Annotated in this window: 14 protein-coding genes; 5 read left to right on the top strand and 9 right to left on the bottom strand. The window is 68.4% G+C overall.

Features of this window, described 5'->3' with window-relative positions:
• The 3 genes from ABZY89_RS24295 to ABZY89_RS24285 form a co-directional block, all read right to left on the bottom strand.
• Positions 1-2,807, bottom strand: a 2,807-nt coding sequence (locus ABZY89_RS24295) for a heavy metal translocating P-type ATPase (RefSeq protein ID WP_355231340.1), incomplete at its 3' end; no start/stop codon positions are given.
• Between the two features lie 5 nt (positions 2,808-2,812).
• On the bottom strand, positions 2,813-3,016 hold the full coding sequence (locus ABZY89_RS24290) for a heavy-metal-associated domain-containing protein (RefSeq protein WP_141801970.1): 204 nt from the start codon (positions 3,014-3,016) through the stop codon (positions 2,813-2,815).
• Positions 3,017-3,049: 33 nt separating this feature from the next.
• Positions 3,050-3,370 carry a metal-sensitive transcriptional regulator gene (locus ABZY89_RS24285; protein WP_045550265.1) on the bottom strand — a complete coding sequence of 107 codons (321 nt, stop codon included), beginning with the start codon at positions 3,368-3,370 and terminating at the stop codon, positions 3,050-3,052.
• 72 nt (positions 3,371-3,442) lie between these two features.
• Between ABZY89_RS24285 and ABZY89_RS24280 the strand changes: the two genes are divergently transcribed.
• The 3 genes from ABZY89_RS24280 to ABZY89_RS24270 all read left to right on the top strand — a co-directional run bounded on the left by ABZY89_RS24280 (position 3,443) and on the right by ABZY89_RS24270 (position 7,513).
• Positions 3,443-4,237, top strand: a complete 795-nt coding sequence (locus tag ABZY89_RS24280) for a deoxyribonuclease IV (protein WP_355020408.1) — start codon at positions 3,443-3,445, stop codon at positions 4,235-4,237.
• A gap of 203 nt (positions 4,238-4,440) precedes the next feature.
• Positions 4,441-6,498 carry an acyltransferase family protein gene (locus tag ABZY89_RS24275; RefSeq protein WP_355231339.1) on the top strand — a complete coding sequence of 686 codons (2,058 nt, stop codon included), beginning with the start codon at positions 4,441-4,443 and terminating at the stop codon, positions 6,496-6,498.
• Positions 6,499-6,892: 394 nt separating this feature from the next.
• Entirely contained in the window at positions 6,893-7,513 is a 621-nt protein-coding gene (locus tag ABZY89_RS24270; protein ID WP_355231337.1) for a DUF5317 family protein, read from the top strand.
• Between the two features lie 414 nt (positions 7,514-7,927).
• Here ABZY89_RS24270 and ABZY89_RS24265 read toward each other — a convergent pair whose 3' ends face one another.
• The 4 genes from ABZY89_RS24265 to ABZY89_RS24250 form a co-directional block, all read right to left on the bottom strand.
• Entirely contained in the window at positions 7,928-9,820 is a 1,893-nt protein-coding gene (locus ABZY89_RS24265) for a CHAT domain-containing protein (RefSeq protein WP_355231335.1), read from the bottom strand.
• Positions 9,821-10,350: 530 nt separating this feature from the next.
• Positions 10,351-11,865, bottom strand: coding sequence for a S8 family serine peptidase (locus ABZY89_RS24260; RefSeq protein ID WP_355231333.1), 1,515 nt, complete (start codon positions 11,863-11,865; stop codon positions 10,351-10,353).
• A 13-nt stretch (positions 11,866-11,878) separates the two neighbouring features.
• Positions 11,879-12,388, bottom strand: coding sequence for a hypothetical protein (locus ABZY89_RS24255; protein ID WP_160158716.1), 510 nt, complete (start codon positions 12,386-12,388; stop codon positions 11,879-11,881).
• Positions 12,388-12,957 (bottom strand): sigma-70 family RNA polymerase sigma factor, encoded by a 570-nt coding sequence (locus ABZY89_RS24250; protein WP_355231331.1) that lies wholly within the window; start codon positions 12,955-12,957, stop codon positions 12,388-12,390. The genes ABZY89_RS24255 and ABZY89_RS24250 overlap by 1 nt, the downstream gene beginning before the upstream one ends.
• Before the next feature lie 298 nt (positions 12,958-13,255).
• Between ABZY89_RS24250 and ABZY89_RS24245 the strand changes: the two genes are divergently transcribed.
• Both ABZY89_RS24245 and ABZY89_RS24240 read left to right on the top strand, forming a co-directional pair.
• On the top strand, positions 13,256-14,419 hold the full coding sequence (locus ABZY89_RS24245; RefSeq protein WP_355020401.1) for a peptidoglycan bridge formation glycyltransferase FemA/FemB family protein: 1,164 nt from the start codon (positions 13,256-13,258) through the stop codon (positions 14,417-14,419).
• A gap of 7 nt (positions 14,420-14,426) precedes the next feature.
• Positions 14,427-15,479 carry an alanine racemase gene (locus ABZY89_RS24240; protein WP_355231329.1) on the top strand — a complete coding sequence of 351 codons (1,053 nt, stop codon included), beginning with the start codon at positions 14,427-14,429 and terminating at the stop codon, positions 15,477-15,479.
• Here ABZY89_RS24240 and ABZY89_RS24235 read toward each other — a convergent pair.
• Together ABZY89_RS24235 and ABZY89_RS24230 are read right to left on the bottom strand one after the other, a co-directional pair.
• Positions 15,437-16,858 carry a glycosyltransferase 87 family protein gene (locus ABZY89_RS24235; protein WP_355231327.1) on the bottom strand — a complete coding sequence of 474 codons (1,422 nt, stop codon included), beginning with the start codon at positions 16,856-16,858 and terminating at the stop codon, positions 15,437-15,439. The two genes, ABZY89_RS24240 and ABZY89_RS24235, sit on opposite strands and share 43 nt — an antisense overlap.
• Positions 16,859-16,885: 27 nt before the next feature.
• On the bottom strand, positions 16,886-19,429 hold the full coding sequence (locus ABZY89_RS24230) for a transglycosylase domain-containing protein (RefSeq protein ID WP_355231325.1): 2,544 nt from the start codon (positions 19,427-19,429) through the stop codon (positions 16,886-16,888).
• Positions 19,430-19,846 lie beyond the last annotated feature (417 nt).

Genomic DNA, 19,846 nt, shown 5'->3' with positions numbered 1-19,846 from the left:
TTGTCGACAGTCGACGATCTCGGGCTCACCTCCAGCGGGACGGCCGGGAGTTGCGTACCTTCGACAGTGAGCTGCTGCCGGTCGAGCACGTCGGCCATGTCGGCCCGGCGCCGGAACTCGGTGTCCACGCGGTAGGTGCCTCCGGCGGGGAAGGTCACGTCGGTCTCGAGCTCGCCCGGTCGGCCGGTCGGCTCGGCGTGGACGTGGCGGAACCAGGAGAGGTCCTGGCTGGTCACGATGACGTGCATCCAGGCCTGGTGGGTGCGACCGAGGTCGGTCACCGGGTCGCCGGTGGTGGCGTCCGTGACGAGGAACCGGAGCCCGCCCTCGCGCCGCGTGATCGCGACGTCGATGCCCGACTCGGCGGAGGCGACGGGGGCGATGTCGACCTCGTGCATCTCCGTCATCGACGGCCGCATCGGGCTCATCCCCTGCGCCCACTCCAGGATGCCGTTCATCCCGCGCTGCGCCGGCTCGGTGCGCGACAGGTACGTCAGGCCGGCCCCGATCGAGATCGCGATCACGGCGGTGACCAGGAGATATCCACCGTCGCGGACGCGGGTGACGAAGCCCCGACCGGCGTACGCCTCGGGCGTCTCGGGGCGGCGGAAGCCGCGCAGACGCAGCGCGTTGGTGACGACGCTGACCGAGCTCATCGCCATCGCGGCGCCGGCGAGGACCGGGTCGAGGAGGGCGAGCGCGGCGACGGGGATGAGGAGCACGTTGTAGGCGAACGCCCAGAACAGGCCCTGCTTGATCGTCGCGACGGTGCGGCGGGAGAGCGCCAGCGCGGTGACCACGCCGCGGAGGTCGCCGCCGACCAGGGTGATGTCGGAGGCGGCCAGCGCGACGTCGGTGCCGGTGCCGATCGCGATCCCGACGTCGGCCTGGGCCAACGCCGGGGCGTCGTTGATCCCGTCGCCGACCATCGCGACGACCTTGCCCTCGTCCTGGAGCTGCTGGATCCGGGCGAGCTTCTGCTCGGGCAGCAGGCCGCCGGCGGCGTGGCGTACGCCGACCTCGTCGGCCACCTTAGCCACCGTTGCGGCGGCGTCGCCGCTGAGGATGTGCACCTCGACGCCCGAGTCCTCGAGCAGGCGCACGGTCTCCTTGGCCTCGCCGCGGATCCGGTCCGAGACCCGGATCGACCCGGCGTACGCACCGTCGACCGCGATCAGGACGGAGCCGTTGTCGGTGGCGTCGATGCCCTCCTCGGCCAGCATCGCCGAGTTGCCGACGACGACCCGGCGCCCGTCGACGTACGCGCTGATCCCGCGGCCCGGGTGGGCCTCGAACGCCGAGACCTCCATGTCCACGGCGTCGGCTGACGCTTCGGCACGCGCTCGGAGGGCGGTGGCGAGGGGGTGGTCGCTGCCGGTCTCGGCTGCGGCGGCGATCCGGACCAGCTCGTCGCGGGTCCAGCCCGGAGCCGGGGCGATGTCGGAGACCTCGGGCTTGCCGTGGGTGATCGTGCCGGTCTTGTCGAAGACGATGGCGGTGACGGAGCGGGCGCGCTCCAGGGTCTCGCCCGAGCCCACCAGTACGCCGAGCTCGGCGGCGCGGCCGGCGCCGACCATGACGGCGGCCGGAGTGGCCAGGCCGAGGGCGCACGGGCAGGCGATGATGAGGACCGCGATGGCCGCGGTGACGGCGCTGGTCAGGCGCTCGGCGTCGGGGCCGAGGACCAGCCAGCCGATGAAGGTCAGCGCTGCTACGACGAGGACGGCGGGCACGAACACCGCCGACACCCGGTCGGCGAGGCGCTGCAGCTTGGTGCCGGAGCCCTGGGCCGACTCGACCATCGCGATGATCTGCGCCAGCGTGGTCTCGGAGCCGACCGCTGTCGCCTCGATCTCGAACGAGCCGGTCTGGTTGATCGTCGCACCGATGACGATGTCGCCCTCGGTCTTCCGCACCGGGTCGCTCTCACCGGTGAGCATGGACTCGTCGACGTAGGACGCGCCGGCGACGATCCTGCCGTCGACCGGGATCTTCTCCCCGGCACGTACGCGAATCCGGTCGTTGACCTGCAGGTTCGCGACCGGGACCGTGACATCACGGCCGTTGCGGATCACCGTGGCCGTCTCCGGCATCAGGCCGACGAGGGCCTTGACCGCATCGGCCGTACGCGACTTGGCCCGCGCCTCGAGCCAGCGGCCCATCAGCACCAGCGCGACGATGACCAGGGCGGTCTCGAAGTAGAGGTGGAGGGGTAGGCCCCACGCCTCGGCCTGCCCCATCCACAGGGTCACGAAGGCGCTGTAGGCGAAGGCGATGCCGGTGCCGAGCGTGACCAGGGTGTTCATGTCGACCGTTCCGTGGCGTGCGCCTCGAACCGCCGCGACGTAGATGTCACGACCCGCCCACCACTGCGTGACCGCGGCGACCACGAGCACGATCGACATCACCGGCTCCATGGCGTCGACGGGGAGCGGGACGTACATCAGGGCCATCAGGCCGAGCCCCACCGCCAGGGCCGCGACCCACCGCCGCTTGAGCTGGACGAGCTCTGTCTCGCGGCGTACGTCCCGGTCGTCCTCGACCTCAGGCTCCTGCGGATTGTCGACAGTCGACGATCTCAGGACAGCCTGATAGCCCGCCTTCTCGATGGCGGCGCTGATCTCGGCGAGGTCGGTGCGGGTGGGGTCGAAGTGCACGAGGGCGGTCTCGGTGGCGAGGTTGACGTTGGCGTCCTCGACACCCTCGACGCGGCTGATGGCCTTGGTGACACGGCGTACGCAGCTCGCGCAGGTCATGCCCTCGATCTCGAGCTGCTGCTCGGTCGGGTTCGCGGCGGTGGGGGTCATCATGATCAGGCCAGCGAGTAGCCGGCCTCCTCGACGGCCGCGCGGATGGCGTCGTCCGAGATCGGCTCAGCGGCGGTGACGGTGACGTTGCCCGAGGCCAGGTCGACGTCGACGTTGCTCACGCCGGCGATCTCGGTGACCTCTTCGGTGACGGAGGAGGCGCAGTGTCCGCAGGTCATACCGACGACAGTGAAGTTCTGGGTGCTCATGAGAATCTCTCTGGGTTGTTGGATTGTCGACAATCAGGACCGGACGAGGCGAGCGATGGCAGCGGAGGCCTCGGCAAGCTTCTCGTCGGCCTCGGCGCCACCGTTCTGGACCGCGCCGGCGACGCAGTGACCGAGGTGCTCGTCGAGCAGGCCGAGAGCGACCGCCTGGAGCGCCTTGGTCGAAGCGGAGACCTGGGTGAGGATGTCGATGCAGTAGGCCTCGTCCTCGACCATCCGCTGCAGCCCGCGCACCTGACCTTCGATGCGCTTGAGGCGCTTGAGATAGGCCTCCTTGTTCTTGTTGTGGAGGTATCCGTGATCCGCGTGGCCTTCGTGCCCAGTGTGCTCGTCCATGCCGCCTACCATACCCCCGTAAGGTATGAAGTCAAGCCGGAAGATGTCGGTGCGGCGTCCTAGACTGGGCCCATGGCTGTTGCGATCGGTGCCCACGTAGACCAGACCGACCCCGTCGCCGAGGCGACCGCGCGTGGCGCGAGCCTGGTGCAGTTCTTCCTGGGCGATCCCCAGTCCTACAAGGGCCCGGTGGTGACGTACGCCGACGGCGCGGCAGCCCTCAAGGCCCGCGCGGAGGAGCAGGGAGTCGATCTCTACGTCCACGCGCCCTACATCATCAACGTCGCCACGACGAACAACCGGATCCGGATCCCGAGCCGCAAGCTCCTCCAGCAGCACATGGACACCGCGGCCGAGGTCGGCGCCAAGGGCCTGATCGTCCACGGCGGCCACGTCAATAAGGACGACGACCCGGCGAAGGGCTTCGACAACTGGCGCAAGGCGATCGAGGCGACCGACATCAAGGTCCCGCTCCTGATCGAGAACACCGCGGGCGGCGACAACGCGATGGCGCGCTACCTCGACCGGATCGCCGGCGTCTGGGAAGCCATCTCCACCGCCGAAGGCGCAGAGAACGTCGGCTTCTGCCTCGACACCTGCCACGCGCACGCCGGCGGCAACCCGCTCGAGACGGTGGTCGAGGACGTCCGCAAGATCACCGGCCGCATCGACTTGGTCCACTGCAACGACTCCCGCGACGAGTTCGACTCGGGCGCCGACCGCCACGCCAACTTCGGCGCCGGCCGCATCGACCCCGACCTGCTCGCCGGCGTGGTCCGCGACGCAGGCGCCCCGGTGATCTGCGAGACCCCGGGCGGCGCCGCAGAGCACGCGAGCGACTTCGCCTGGCTCCGCGACCGTCTCTGACCGATTCTCACCGAATCTTCACTTCTGTCAGCCGAGTTTTGCGTTCTGGCGGACGAATTCGCACGCTGGTCCGCCACAACCGAAGATTCGTTCGCCACAGCTGCAGTTTCGCTCGCCAAAGGTGAAGATTCGGCTGAGAATTGGACCGCCCAGTGGGACCGTCGGCTATGACCCAACAGGGCCATTGACATATCGTCCTCCGAATGAGTTCGAACTGGCGCGCCGATGTTCAAGGTCTCCGTGCCGTCGCTGTCGGTCTGGTGATCGCAGGACACGCGGGGCTCTCAGGGTTCGAGGGAGGATTCGTCGGAGTCGACGTCTTCTTCGTCCTGTCCGGGTTCCTGATCACCACCCTGCTGCTGCGTGAGACCGACCGCAGCGGCACGGTCAGCATCAGCCAGTTCTACGCCCGCCGCGCCCGCCGGATCCTGCCGGCGGCGACCGCGACGATGCTGGTCGTACTCACCTACAGCGCGATCGTCCTGCCCCAGACCCGCACCGATCAGATCGCGGGCGACGCCGGCTGGGCGGCGGTCTTCCTGGCCAACGTGCACTTCGCCCAGGAGGCCGTCGACTACTTCAACAACGCCGCGCCCTCTCCGTTCCAGCACTACTGGTCGCTCTCGGTCGAGGAGCAGTTCTACGTCGTCTGGCCGCTGCTGGTGCTCGCCGTCGCCCTCTGGATCCCGAAGCATCACCGCCGCCGCGCGATCACCGCGCTCGCCGCGCTCGTGGCAGTGGTCAGCTTCGCCTGGTCGCTGCACGCCACCGCCGCAGACCCGACCACGGCCTACTTCTCCACCCCTGCCCGGGCGTTCGAGCTCGCCGCCGGCGCCCTGCTCGCCTGCCTCGCGGGGCGCCTGCAGGTCGCGACGAGCGCGACCCGGACCGGTCGGCTCGCCGCGGCAACCCTCGGCATCGCCGGCGTCGGCACGCTCGTCTATGCCACCGCCAACTTCAGCGAGGCCACTCACTTCCCGGGCTGGCACGCCCTGGTCCCGGTGCTCGCAACGGTCGCGCTCCTGGTCGCCGGCCCCGCCACCCCGACCGGCTGGCTGCTCTCGAAGCAGCCGCTGCGCTACCTGGGTGACATCTCGTTCAGCCTCTACCTGTGGCACTGGCCGATCCTGATCCTCGCGCCCGAGGCGATCCCCGGCGGCGGCGTACGCCAGCTGCTGATCATGCTGGCGCTCATCCTGGCCGCCTCCGCGGCGAGCTACCACTGGATCGAGATGCCGTTCCAGCGCCACAAGGTCCCGCATCTCACCAAGGGCCGCCGCGCACTCGCCCTCTGGCCCGCCGCCGCTGCCCTGGCCCTGGTCGCGGGCACGAGCTCGCAGGCGTACGCCGGCTATCAGGTCGACGTCGCCAAGGCCAACGCCGAGGAGTGGTTCCAGGAGAACCCCGACGTCCTCGAGACCGACGACAAGCCGGTCACCGGCGTACTGAAGACCACCGTCGAGGCCGCCGAGGAGGGTGCACCGCTGCCGCCCGAGGTCGAGTTCGACGCCACCGACTCGTGGGCCGAGCGCGGTGGATACTGCTACGCGGGCTACGGCGAGACGAAGCTCGACGGCGACTGCATCTACGGCGACGGCAATGCCGATCGCACCGTCGCAGTCGTCGGCGACTCCCACATCGGGATGTGGCTGCCAGCTCTCGACACCCTCGCCGAGCGCCAGCACGTGAAGCTGGTCCCGTTCGTGAAGCTCGGCTGCGCCGCGTACGGCGTGAAGCAGAAGTCCTCGAAGATGACCGTCGCCGAGTGCGAGGACTTCCGGAAGTGGACCAACGAGCAGATCACCGAGCTGAACCCGGACACGATCGTCGTCGGCGCCCGCGGCATGCTCGACATGGAGGAGCGCGACGGCGTCTCGACCGAGGAGCAGTGGCGTGAGGGCGTACGCCACGGCGTCAGTGCCTTCGAGAAGATCACTCCGGACGTACGCGTCTTCGCCGACGTCCCCTCCGTCGACAACGACCCCGGCGAGTGCCTCTCCGACGCCCGCAACCTCCTCGAGGACTGCGTGGTGAAGGCCGACGGCACCGAGGTCGACTCCAACGAGGTGACCCAGGACGCGCTCAAGGGGACCGAGGCGGCGTACGTCGACATCGTCGACCTGGTCTGCTCCGAGCGCTGCCCGCTCGTCGTCGGCGACGTCGTCACCTACTACGACGACTCCCACATCACCGCGACCTGGGTCGACCGGGTCACTCCGGCGCTCGGGAAGCGCCTCGGCCGCCTCGACCGTTCCGCCTAGAACACATTTCAGTTCTGGGCTGACGGAACCATTGCCGTAGCGGTTCCGGAGCGGGAGAATCGAAAGTTGCCGGGCGGGGCAGTCAATCCCCTCACCGCCCCGCCCGGCCCACGTCTCGGGCCGGCGCAGGTTGGGCATCCCCCTCTTGCCCAACCCACGCTGCGGCCCCGAAACCGCCTGCCTCCCCCAAGGCGGCGGCGCCAGCGTCCGAACCGAATTCCCCCGAATCTCGGTCCGGACAGTCCCAAGGAGTACGCGGCAGACCCCCTGATACAAGGTCTTCAAGAATTTTCTTGCCGCCGCGCTCAGGCCGACCGTCCGCACCTCCGGCAGCCCGAGACGAGTTGCCTCGTTCCTCGCCCGGGTGCCGCGCAACGCCACTAGCCTGCTTCGCATGCCCGGCCCAGGAATGCTCACGCTGATGGTGCTGCCAGCAATCGTCGGCCTCATCATCGTCGCCCGCCCTAACGTCGCGCTGTCACTGAAGAGAATCCGCGGTACGTGGCTGATCGCCATCGCTGCTGCACTCCAGTTCGTGCATTACCGCGGCTGGTGGCCGGATCAGGTTCCAGAGGCTACCGAGCGGCGCATATACGCCGTCTTCATCATCGTCGTCGCCCTGACCTTCTCCTGGCTGAACCGGTCGCTGGGGAATCGGGCAACGGGTCGCTGGGCGCTGTCACTGATCCCGCTCGGGGCCATGTCGAACGCAATCCCGATCGCGTTCCTCGGGGCGATGCCGTACAGCCTTTCCGGGGCAGGTATTGCTGGTTACACCGACGCGGATCTGGCCACCGATGCGCCCGGATACATCCGCCTCGAGGACGTGTCGCCACTCTGGACTCCGCTGGCAGACCTAATCCCGGTCCCCGTGCTGATGAAGGTCTTGAGCATCGGTGATGTCTTTCTGTTCTCCGGCCTCGTCCTGTTGATCGTCGCCTGTTCTCGGCCCCGCGCCGAGGCAGTTTCAGATCCAGTCAACACCAGTGATGGGACCGTCCAGTCGTCGGTGTGATCTCGCACCGATCTCCATCTCTACCCCACGAGAGGAGGAACCAATGAAGTTCAACGACTTGAAGGCACGCGTGTACCTCGCGGGCGCAACGGTCGTGCCGACCGCGCTGGCGATCTACGCCCTCGCAGCCCCGCACAACGAGCCGACATAGACGGCGACTCGATGACCGAGGCCACGCGTTTTCTCATTCGCCGCAACCCCGGCATCTATCTCCACACTACGAGAGGAGGGACCAATGGCATTCGACGACCTGAAGGCGCGCATGTACCTCGCAGGCGCAACGATCGTGCCGACCGCGCTGGCGATCTACGCCCTCGCAGCCCCACACAACGAGCCCAACTAGCGCAGCACGTCGGGTGGGCGGGGCCTGGGAAGGTCCTCGCCCACCAGGACGCCGATGCTCGTAGCTTCGACCTACGAGAAGCAGACGAAGGGGGCCGGCGGAGCGTCCGCGGTTGCTGCAGGAAGGGACTCGGCGAGAGCCTCGGCCGGGGCCAGGCCCTTCGCGAGGGCGCCGTGGAGGCGGCTGAAGACCTCGTACGCAGCCTCATCGGCCACGACGGCAGGTGAGGCGATCACGGCCCGGGCGCCGGCGTGCAACCAGGCTCCCACTAGCCCGATCAGTTCCTCGCCCCAGCGGATGGTCGATCGTCCGACCTCGCAGGCCGAGAGGAGCACCACGTCGGGGACGGCGGAGAGGCCGTCGATGTCGTAGCCGTACCAGGTCCCGTCCGCGAGCTCGAGGCCTGAGAAGAGTGGGTTGTCGGCGGAGTGGTGGCCGTGGGCGGCCAGGTGAAGTACGTCGACCTCGGCCGCCAGTGCGGAGACGGCTGTCGCGGTGGCGTCGGCGCCGATGAGCGTGTGCGCGGTCGACCAGGCTGTGGCGCTCTTGGTGACCTCGTCGGCGGCTCGCATGACCCGCGGTCCTGCGACGAACCCGGCTGTCGTGGCTCGCAGCGGGGTGTCGGCGCGGCTCAGCCAGGCGGTGGCGCTCTGGGCGACCGTCACCGGTCGGCCGGTGAAGCCGGACAGCAACGTCCACGGCACCGCCGCCAGCACGGCCGAGGGAGTCAGGACGACCGGGCGGGCACCGATCCTGTCGAGAACCGGGGTGACGAGCAGATCGGAGAGCTGCTGGAGCCGAGCGGTGAGGTCACCGCGTACCGCAGCGCCGAGCGGACCCGGGAGGTCTGTCGCAGCGACGTCGAGGTCAGGCAACAGTCCGCCGAGCAGGGACCGGAGCGCAGCTTGCTCGCCGAGGTCAATCCGGGTGGACGAGTTATCGGTCGCGACGACGGCGACGATCCGTCCGGCGGCGACGACATAGGCGACGAGCGCATGGTTGCCGATGCGTTCGCGCAGGTCAGGCAAGGAGATCGGCTCAGAGACCTGGCCCGAACCCTTGACCCGCCAGGCCCGCTGCCGGATCTGCTCACGCAGCTCGGTCTCGCGCTCGGGCGTCACCTCACCGCGGAGCTCGGCCAGGTCGGCAGCAAGCTGCGGGTCGGACGGCGGCCGCACCGGCTGGACTCGCGAGGCCACCATCCGCGATCGCTCCGACCACTCGAAGAGCGCGTCGGTCTCGCCGGACTCAACGGCCAACTCCAATCCTCGCCGTGCCAGGGTGCGGCCGTGTCCGGCGACGTTGGTCTGCAGATCCAGACTGCCGAACGAGCTCTGCCACAGATGGAAGTCGTCGAGCCCTGCCCGAAGCTCACGGAGCCCAGCTACGGATCGGCCCGCGGCTACGGCCAGCTCGGCTCGGAGCTCTCGCTCCAGGAGGCGGATGTCGATCGGCGCCTCGGGCGGGACGGGGCCGATGACCCTGCCGCTCGCCGGTCTCGTCGGTAGACCCGCGATCTCCGCCGAACGAATGCGCGCGAGCCGGGCCTGCAAGCGCACTCGGAGCGCCGGCCAATTAAGGCCTTGTTCCTCGAGCGGACCCGCCAGCGCCTCGCCGTCCTCGCTCGGATCCTCGCGGGCGGTCACCGCCGCCTCGAACGCCACGGCCCGTGCCCGCAACGCCAGCCCTGGCGCTTTGGCCTCTTCGAACCATCCCAGCGCCGAGCGCGCCACCCGCTCCGCCTCGACCGGGTCGGTCGCAACCAAGTGCGACGCCAGCGCCAGCTCTGCCTCCCCCTGCCGCTGGCGCTGCCCCTTCGATCCGTACGCCTCGGCCGCTTGCCTAAGCATCTCGCCACCCTGCCGGGTCAGCCCCGCCGCCATCAGCACCTCGGCCCGGTCCGCGTTGCACACCGCCGTCACCAGATATCCGGCATCGGCCAATAGGCGATAGGCAGCCTCCATCAAGGCAAGTGCCCCGGGAAGGTCGCCCGAAAGAAACAGTGCGTACGCCCGGTTGTGATCTGCTTGCGCAGCCAAAACCTGCTCGCCAACTGATCGGTATCGATCTGCAGCCGAGTCGAAGTCCTCTATGGCTCGCACAATGTCATTGCGATCTAGATGAACCGTGCCTCGGTTGAGGTAAGCCTTGGCCAGGTCGAGACCTTCGAGTGATGAGATGGCGTCGCCAAAGGTCTCCAATGCTTCCGCCGCACGGCCGGCACGCCGTAAGAGCAGGGCACGCTGCGCGAGAAGTACACCTCGTGTGGAGCCCTCGACGTCGAACTCAAGCGCTCGATCACTTTTCTCCAACGCCACGCTCAGGTTGGAGTCATCGACTTCGAGGTACGCCAGCGACGACTCGATCCGAGCGAGGACTTCAGGAGCGGTTGCGAGATTCAGGGCTCGTCCCAAGAGCGCCCTCGCGCTGTCGAAATCGCCTGACCTGAGCGCCGCGACGCCCTGCTTGTGCAGCTCGTCCGGATCGTCGGAAGTCATTGCTTGAGCGTAGTGAGGACTTCGATGGCGGCCCAGGCGCGATCGATGTCCTGCGTGACATCCCCGGGATGACCATTGTCAAAGAGGTGCTGAGCAATTCGGCCGGCGAGCAACGGTGCCGCAAACGACGTACCGCTCCAGGTTCCGAATCCGCCGCCGAAGTCGTCAGGATCCAACGTCTCCCGCCTTCGACCGGAGAACTCGGATGCGACGCTCGCTTGATAACCGCCGTCGAAGCTGGCGGGGAAGGTACTCACGACTCCAGCCCCGATGTCGTACGCACGCACCCACGGTCCAGCGTTGCTGAAGATCGCGTCCGTCCCGTTGGGGTTGAGGGCTCCCACTGAGACGATCGGCAACGCCTTGTCCGACGCCGAGCAAGGACCCTCTCCCTCGCTCCATGGCGCAAAGGCTGCGGGGAAGTTCGGCCTCGATGTCGCGTCGTTGCCGGCCGAGCAAACGACCAGCGTCCCGTTGGCCGCAAGATCGGCCAGGATCTCGTGAAGCATCGGATCGAAGAGCGCATCCTCGGGAGTCTCGTGGTAGTAACCGATCGACAGGCTGAGCACGTCGATCCGACGCCCACGCGGATCCCCTTGGCGATAGAGGTGCACCAAGTCAGCAATCTGAGCGAGGGCCGTCAACCAGCCGTACTCAGCAACGGGGCCATTCGGCGGAACGATTCGCCACGCATAGATGTCGGCGTTGGGACATGCCTGATGAACGAGGCCTGCGATGAAGGTGCCATGGCCGGCCATGGGGTCGATCAGGCCGTCCAGTCCGCCAACCTGGTCGCCGTCGATCTCCGAGTCCGGAACACTTGAGGGCCATCCGATCTGATGGTCGCCGAGGCGTACGTCCCGATCGACGAAGTCGAGCCACGGGTGCTGGCCGCACCCCGTGTCGAGAACGGCCACCACGGGTCGCGACCGGCCGTCAAGGTCATCATCGCTTCGTCGGTAAGGAGCCGAGCCGACGTACGCTACCGGTTGACGACCGCCTGTTCCCAACGGGTCGTACCCGGAGCTCGGGTGCGGGTCGTTGAGGGGGTGGGGATCGTTTAGCGGGTGCGGGTCGTTCAGCGGGTGCGGGTCATTGAGCGGGTGCGGGTCATTGAGCGGCACCGGAACGAGAACGTGCTCCAAGCTCACCCCTTGCGCGCCGTCTTCTCCTTCAGCGCGCAGAAACTGAAGGAGCGTCCAAGCGTCCGGGGCCGCAACTGCCTTTCCAGGAACCACTCCGAGGCTGACTCGCCGGACGCCGAAACGGAGGTCAACGGCGTGTGCAGGCTCCGGCTCGGCGTCGACACGCCAATGCAGAGACCGAGCAACGTTCTTGATCCGCCGGAACGTGTCTTCGAAGTCGACCGACTTGGAGATCAGGAGCGTGGTCGAGGAGTAGATCGTGGTACCGGCAGTGACGCCGTCCACAGCCACGGCATTGGTCGGGTCGAGGATGCGGGCGTCGGACCTGTACGGCACCGGCAGTCGGGGCTCACGCTTGGAATGCACTGCTACTCCTGGGTCAGATCTCGAACGTGGGGGTGAGGAAGGCTGACGAACCGTCGGCGGGCTCGAAGCGGAGCCGGATGAGGCCAGCGGGCAACGAGGTGAGCTCGAAGCGACCCGAGGCTCCGAGGGTGACGGCGACGATCGGCGTACGGACGTCGTCGGCGCGGACGGCGCGGACGGTCATGGGTGAGCCGGGGACGACCCAGCCGTCGAGACGGGCGGTGGTATCGGTGTCGGAGGCGACGCGCACGAGCACGTCGACGCCGGACTGCGCGAAGCGCAGTGTGTAGGCAGAGCGGGCGGAGGCAGGGGCGGCGGAGCGTACTCCGGCCGCCTCGGCGCCCGAGGACTCCACCAGAAGCATCAGCTCCAGGTCGAGCCCGAGTCCGGACTCCTCGGCGGCGCCGGCGGCGGCCGCCTGCATGCGCGAGATCAGGCCCCCGGGGACGGGGTCACCAGCAACATAAGCCTGTCGAACCAGGCCCAACAGCTCTTCGCGAGTGGGCTCCTCCGAGCGACCCATCACGACACCTCCCCTTCATCCAGCAGAGCACGCAGTGCGTCCCGCAGCTTCCCGAGACAGCGGCCGCGGGTGGGGCCGATGCTGCCGACGGGCATCTGGAGCTCTTCGGCCAGGCCGGCGTAGTCGGGCCGGTCGGAGAAGGCGACCACGCGCAGCAGCCGCCGGCACCGCTCCGGGAGCGACTCCACGGCTGCCCAGATGAGCGAGTTGCGGTCGCCCTCGACGACCAGGGACTCCGCCGAACGCTGTGTCGGGACGCGAGACTCGAGCGCCTCGTCCTCCACGGGTACGTCACGCCCGGATCGCTTCGCGACCCGCCAGGCCTCGCGGCGTGTGGTCAGAGTGAGCCAGGCACCGACGGCCGCGGTGTCGAGGATCGAGGAGTGCTTGCGTACGAAGGTGAGCCAGGTGTTCTGGACGACGTCCTCGGCCTGCTCCTGAGTGAGCCGGTAGGAGCGCGCGACCTGCCACAGGATCGGGGTCATCGTCGCGACCAGCTCGTCGAGAGCGGCGGAGTCACCGCTGAGCCAGCGGTCGAAGTCGGCCGTGGCCCGGGACCATACGGTCACGGGTGCTTCGGCATGACCGATCCCCCGTGGTACCCGTGTCACAGTCCCCTCCTCGACCGGCGGCCTCCGGATCGGCGGCGAACCGCTGGGGGGCCAGACGACGCGCGGGCGCGCCATCGTGGTGGTCATAGTTGCTGTCACGACTATAAGGAGGCCCAGGCCCCAGCCGTGATACATCTGGTCGCAGACAATAGCGGCTCAGCGGCCCTGACTCACTAGGGAGCGGCGCGATTGCCCCCGATTGTCCCCACATTGGGGCGGATTCGACCCTACCGCCGGAACGGGTAGCCTTCTGCGGGTGAGTCTCACCGTGCGCCCCATCACCGCTGCGGAGCATCTCGCCTTCATCGAGAAGCAACCCAGCGTGAGCTTCCTCCAGACCCCCTCGTGGGCCCAGGTCAAGACCGAGTGGCGCTCGGAGTCGATCGGATGGTTCGACAGCCTGCAGGGCGGTGCCCTGGTCGGCGCCGCGCTGGTGCTGCACCGGCCGGTCCCGAAGCTGGAGCGGTTCACCCTCGCCTACCTGCCAGAAGGCCCGAGCATCGACTGGTCGGGCGACCTCGCTCCGTGGCTCGAGCCGCTGGCGACGTACCTGAAGAAGAACCACGCCTTCGGCATCCGGATCGGCCCGCCGGTCACGACGGCGACCTGGAGCGCGGCGCAGGTCAAGGACGGCATCGCCGACGACACCGTGCAGCGGCTCAACCAGCTGACCCCGACGCATCGCGACGCCACCGGCGCGCGCGTCGTCTCGCAGCTCAGGGCGGCGGGCTGGCGCCTTCAGTCCCCCGAGGACGGCTTCGGCGCTGGGCAGCCGCAATACAACTTCGTCATCCCGCTGGCCCACGAGGACGGCACCCCGAAGACCGAGGACGAGGTCCTCAAGGGGATGAACCAGCTCTGGCGCCGCAACATCAAGAAGGCCGCCAAGATGGGCGTCGAGGTGACCGTCGCCACCCCCGTCAGCCCGGCGGACGGCGACTTCGAGGGTGACCTGAGCGCCTTCCACGATCTCTATGTCCACACCGCGGCCCGCGACCACTTCACGCCCCGGCAGCGCAGCTACTTCAGCACCATGTTCTGGGCGATGTCGAACGAGGACCCGGAGCGGATCAAGCTCTTCCTGGCGCGGCACGAGGGCGATCTGGTCGCGGCCACGATCATGGTCCGCGTCGGGCAGTACGCCTGGTACTCCTACGGCGCCTCCTCGACCGAGAAGCGAGACGTACGTGGCTCCAACGCCCTCCAGTGGGCGATGATCCAGGACGCCATGGCCGCCGGCGCGACCACCTACGACCTGCGCGGCATCACTCCGACGCTCTCCACCGACGACTCCCACGTGGGGCTGATCCAGTTCAAGGTCGGCACCGGTGGCCAGGCGGTGGAGTACGCCGGGGAGTGGGACCTGCCGCTGAACAAGCCGATCTACACGGCCTTCGATGTCTACATGAAGAGGCGCTGATCTCCGTATGCCGCTGAAACTGACCGTTGACGCCGATCGCTGGCGCAAGCACGTCCAGACCTTCGCCGAAGCGACGCCTGGCCTGGTCCCGGTGGCGAAGGGCAACGGCTACGGCCTCACCCTGCGCAAGCTCGCCCACCAGACCGAGTGGCTCACCAGCCTCGGCACCGGCGTCGACACGCTCGCGGTCGGCACCTACAACGAGGTGTGGGAGGTCGCGACCCGGTTCAGCGGATCGATCTACGTCCTGACCCCGTGGCGGCCCTACTCTCCCGAGATCAACCCGGAGATCGCCGACCGGATCATCCACACGATCAGCCGTCCCGAGGACCTGCCGCTGCTGCTGGAGCGCCAGCCCGGCGCGCGGGTCATCCTCGAGCTGGTCACCTCGATGCGGCGCCACGGGATGACGCCGAGCGACCTGTGGCCGACCGCCGCAGTTGCTCGTGAGCACGCGCGCTTCGAGGGCATCACCATGCACTTCGGCCTCGACGGCGGTTCGCTGGCCGAGGTACGCGCCCAGATGGACGCCGTCGTGGGCGCCGAGGCGAAGACGGTGTGGGTCTCCCACCTGAGCGCCAACGAGCTCGCCCAGCTGCGCGCGGCCTACGGCGACATCACCTTCCGGCCCCGCGTCGGCACCGCGCTGTGGCTCGGTGACCGCGGCGCGCTCACCGTGACCGCGACCGTCGAGGACGTGCACCCGCTCGAGCGGGGATACTCCTACGGCTACCGCGGCCGCACCGCGATGCGCGCCGGACACCTGGTGGTCGCCTCCGGCGGCACCGCCCACGGGATCGGGCTCGAGGCGCCGCTGGGCGACACGCACCTGCGCTCGCGTGCCCTCGCGGTCGCACGTGGTGGCCTCGACGCCATGGGGCAGTCGCGATCGCCGTACACGCTCGACGGCAAGGCGCTCTGGTTCGCCGAGCCGCCGCACATGCAGGAGTCGATGCTCATGCTTCCGTCGGGCGCGCGTGTGCCCGAGGTCGGCGAGGAGCTCGAGGTGCGGGTGCGCTACACCGCGACCTCGTTCGACGAGATCGTCCTGGATTCCTGAGTCTCCGTGCGGGCCTCGGTCCACCGGACCGGATCGCGCCACGGCTCGTAGATCTCTCGGACCACGACCGCGATCAAGTAGATCTCGGCGGCGACCCGGGCGATGATCGCGAACCAGTAGACGGGCTGGTCACCGCCGCTGCTGGCCAGCAGGTCGGCGAGATACCACCAGACCGCGACGAAGTAGAAGAGCTCACCGGCCTGCCAGATGAGCTGGTCGCGCCAGCGCGGCACGGCGAGTACGGCCAGCGGCAGCAGCCACAGGACGTACTGCGGTGAATACACCTTGTTGACCAGCAGGAACCCGGCGACGATCAGGAAGCCGAGCTGCGCCAGCCGCGGCGTCTCACGGGCCGTCAGACCGATGATGAGTACGCCGCTGCACCAGGCGATGAAGAAGGCCCAGGAGACGAGGTTGACCGTCTGGGCCGAGATCGTCGCGTCGGTGGCCTGCTGGAACACGAGCCACAGCGAGCCGAGGTCGGGGCCGCGCTCGGAGTTGAAGCTCCAGAAGACCTTCCACTCCTCCAGGCCGGTGGCCATCGCGGGCAGGTTGGCGAGCACCCAGGCGAGGACCGTGGCCAGAGAGGCGACCGCGAGGTCGTAGTAGCGGCGACGCCGGATGCAGATCACCACGAGTCCGCCGAGCAGGAAGAGCGGATAGAGCTTGGTCGCGCAGCCGAGCCCGATCAGGATGCCGGTCAGCAGCGGCCGGTCGCGCGACCACGCCCACAGCGCGCCGGCCACGAAGACGACCGCCAGCATGTCCCAGTTGATGATCCCGGTCGCCGCCAGCACCGGTGCGAGCGCGAACGCGGCCGCGTCCCAGGGCCGTCGGCGGTGCGTACGTGCCAGGAACCAGGCGGAGAGCAGCGCCGCGACCGCGAAGCCGATCACGTTGACGATGATGAAGACCCGGATCTCGTGGTGCATGCCGGGCAGGCCCCAGAAGCTCGAGGTCTCGACGAGATGGCGCTCGTCCTCGTCCGGGGTGTCGGTCAGCCAGTCGGTGACGTGGGACGTCGCCCAGGCGTAGTAGGAGATGCCGACCGGATACTCCATCACCTGCTGGTAGCGCGCCCGGACCTCAGGATCGGAGGAGTAGGGCCACTCGTGCTCGGCCAGGCCCCGGTCGACGTAGAGATAGGGCAGGTCGGAGTAGCAGAAGTGGGTGTATCTGGTGTCACCGTTGGTCCAGGTGGCGTTGTAGCAGGTCTGCTTGGAGACCATCCCGATCGCGAAGGTGAGCGCGGTCAGGAGCAGCACCAGGCCGACCGCGCTGAACCAGCGCCGTCGGCCGTGTGCAAGCCCGCCGAGAGGACCGCCCGCCGCGGTGGAGGCGGTCCTAACGACCGGATCCTCCGCCGCCGGGGCGGTCACTGGACCATCTGTCACGAAAGTAGTGCCCTATTCGGTGGTGGTTCCGCCATTGCCGCCTCCATTATTGCCATCAGCCGGCGGGGAGGACGACTCGCAGTCGCCGAACCAGTCACACGCGGTCTCGGTGACGGTCGGGTCGGTCGCCTCGGGCTCATCCGGCGTCGCTGTCGCGCCCGGCTCGCCATCGGTGGCGCCGTCCGTGGGACTCTGGGTCTCCTCCGGCTCCTCGATCGGGATGCAGAGACCCTTGCGCTCGTCCTTCTTGGAGCAGTCCTCAGACGGCGTCGGAGTCGGCGTCGGGGTGGCGGTGAGCGACGGCTCGTGACCTTCCATCGGCGCCTCACCGTCCATCCAGGCCGGCTCCGGGAACTCCTCGAGGTCGAGGTCGTCGGTCAGCGTGCCCATGATCTCGGCCCACGTCGACGCGGGGTAGCCCGCACCGAAGTAGGAGTCCAGCCAGCCGTCGAGCTTGCCGGCACCCTTGCCGCGGACGTACATCACCGCCGTGGCGAGCTGGGGGGTATATCCCGCGAACCAGGCGGAGGATACGTCGCCGTCGTCATTGGTCGCCGTACCGGTTTTGCCCGCAGCCGGCTGGCTGATGCTGCTGACCGACTGGCCGGTGCCGTCCTTCACGACCTGCTGCAAGGCGTACGAGGTGTCGTCGGCGGCGTCCTCGGACATCGCCCGCTCCTCGCCGTCACGCTGGTCCCACTCGTAGACGACATCACCATCGGCGTCGACCACCTTCGAGACGACGTGAACAGTGTTGCGGACGCCACCGTTGGCGATGGTCGCGTAGGCATTCGCCATGTTGATCGGGCTCGTACGTGCCTTGCCCAGAGTGATCAGGTAGTCCTTGGCATAGAAGTCCGTGGAGAACGCAGGCATCGACCGGTAGTCCGCCGGCGCGTCATCTGCGTCATCCGCCTGCGGCGGCAAGCCGGCCTTAACCGCCATGTCGTAGACGTCCTTACTGCCGTTGGGCAGTGACGTCGACATCTGGACGAACGAGGTGTTGACCGACTCCTCCATCGCCTTGATGCCGGTGATGTGGTCGCCGTAACCGTGACCGGTCGGGTCCGCCGCAGTCTGGCCCGAGTTGCGGACTACGCGGTCGGTGCCCGGGATCTCCCAACCACCTTCACCGGTCCAGGTGTCCTTGAGCGAGTAGCCCGCCTCGAGCGCAGCCGCCATGGTGAACGGCTTCATCGTCGAACCGGCCATGCCGCCCGAGGCCGCCCAGTTGATCTGGGAGTCGAGGTAGTCCTGGCCGCCGTAGAAGCCCTTGAGCGCACCGGTCTTCACATCGACCGTGGCGGCGCCCACGTGCAGCTCGTTCTCCGGGTGCTTGGCGTTGACCGCCTTCTTGTCCTCAGGACGTACGTCTCTGACGGCGTCCTCCGCGGTCTTCATCGCCTTCGCGCTGAGCGTGGTGGTGACCTTCAGTCCCTTGCCGTCGATCTCCTCCTCGGTGAAGAGGGGCTCGCCGTTCTCGTTCTTCAGGGACTTCAGCTCGTTCTTCACCAGAGTGAGCGCGTGACCCTTCTGGCCACCCAGGCGGCTGTCGGCCTTCGGCTTGGGGAACTTGGGCAGCGCCGACTTCGACTTCTCGAGGGTGGCCTCGTCGTAGTCGCTGAGCGCCTTGCCCTGAGCCTTGAGCTCGGCCATGCCGTTGAGGACGTACTGATAGCGGCCGAGCAGCTCGGTGCCGCCCGCGTCCGCGCCGGACTTCTCCGGGTCGAACCCGTTCGGGTTGTTGAGGATCGCGGTGAGGGCCGCGGCCTCCTTGATGTCGAGGTCCTGGGCCGACTTGCGGAAGTAGGTCTTCGCCGCGGCCTGGACGCCGTAGGCGCCGCGGCCGAAGTAGACGGTGTTGAGGTAGCCGGTGAGAATCTCGTCCTTCGACTTCTGCCGGCTGATCTTCAGCGAGATGACCGCTTCCTTCACCTTGCGGGAGTAGGTGCGCTCCTGGCTGAGGTAGAGGTTCTTGACGTACTGCTGGGTGATCGTCGAAGCGCCGCCCTGGCTGCCGGTGGTGGCGTTGGAGAAGAGCGTGCGCGCGATGCCCTTGAGGTCGATGCCGTTGTTCTCGTAGAAGCTGCGGTCCTCGGCTGCCACGGCCGCGTCCTTCACAAGCGCGGGCATCTCGTCCTCGCTCAGCGCGTCACGGTTCTGGTCGCCCGCCTGGAAGCGGCCGACCTCCTTCTTGCCGCCGGCGTAGTAGACGAAGCTCGACTCGGCCTCGAACGCCGCGTTGGCGCTGGGGATCGAGATCATGTTGTAGGAGATGATCACCGCGGCGCTGCCGATCAGCGCCATGACCAGGGCGACGATGCCCGCGATCTTGCCGATCCGGACCGCCAGCGCCTTCTTGTCGAGCCCCTCGTCATCGAAGCGGCCGTTCGGCGCGCCGGCTACGGAATTGGGGTCACGCGGCCCGCGACCGCCGCCGCCACGCTCGGGACGCGCGGGCCGCTGACCGAGACGGTCGACCGGCGGCTCGCCGGGACGACGGGGTCCCGGCGGGTAGGGCTGCCGCTGACCGGGGCGGGGACCGCCGGGAGGCATCGGCCGCTGGCCGCGGGGCTGGGGGCGACCGCCTGAGGACGGCCCTTGCGGAGAACCCTGCGGACCGCCCTGGGGGCGGCGCGGTGCCGGCGGACGACCGCCCGGACCACCCTGCGGAGGGCGCGGTCCGCCCTGGGGTCGTCCTTGCTGCCCGCCGGGGTTGGACCTGCGGGGACTGGCGCTACGAGGGCTGGGCCTTTGAGAAAAGCCGCCGGATGGGTCGCTCACGGGTGTTGCACTGCTCCTGTGACTGCCCGGCACGTGACCGGACGGGCTGACACTGACAATCCCCCGACGTCGCTGAATCCCCCCGAGGGAATCCCATCAACCTGACGCGCGACGCTTGCCTGACCTTCCCCGGGTGGTTCCTCGGGTAGTCGAACGGCAGCCATCAGCGTACGCAATCGACGCTAGCGC

The organism is Nocardioides sp. NPDC006303, assembly GCF_040613175.1.
Lineage (GTDB): Bacteria > Actinomycetota > Actinomycetes > Propionibacteriales > Nocardioidaceae > Nocardioides.
Note: the sequence above shows the minus strand (reverse complement) of the source record. Positions and strands in the feature narration are given on the sequence as shown.